Genomic DNA, 408 nt, shown 5'->3' with positions numbered 1-408 from the left:
CAAAGACCCGAAATGCATGATTGTGTGCATCAAACAGCATCTCGTGCGTTTGTTTGTAATAAGCTCGCAGGAAGAAAGCTCGACTATTGCTTAGCTTGAAGTAAGCAACTTGAAGGCAGCACTTCCGACCATTGATCGTGGCGAAATCTTCGCCCCAATCAAACTGGAATGCTTCGCCTGGTGCAAAAGTCAGTGGAACATAGACTCGCTTAGCGGCAGTGCTCTTTGCTTCATGTTGCTCTTGTCGCCACTGCCGTGCAAACGCAGCAACACGATCATAGGAACGGTGTAACCCAGTTGTACTAAATCCTGGTATAGCTGCTTGACTGACTTACGCTGCTTTCGATGCTTTTTCACCTCACGGTGAAGCCAGCAGGTTAAGGTCTTCTCGTAGTCATCCAGCTTACT

The 408-nt window shown here is 48.0% G+C and carries 1 pseudogene; it reads right to left on the bottom strand.

What is annotated here, in order from left to right:
- Positions 1 to 408 (bottom strand): annotated as a pseudogene (locus tag A3766_RS31980) (IS21 family transposase); the annotation flags it as partial.

The sequence above is a fragment of the Oleiphilus sp. HI0132 genome, assembly GCF_001635845.1.
This window is presented reverse-complemented; position numbering and strand designations above follow the sequence as displayed.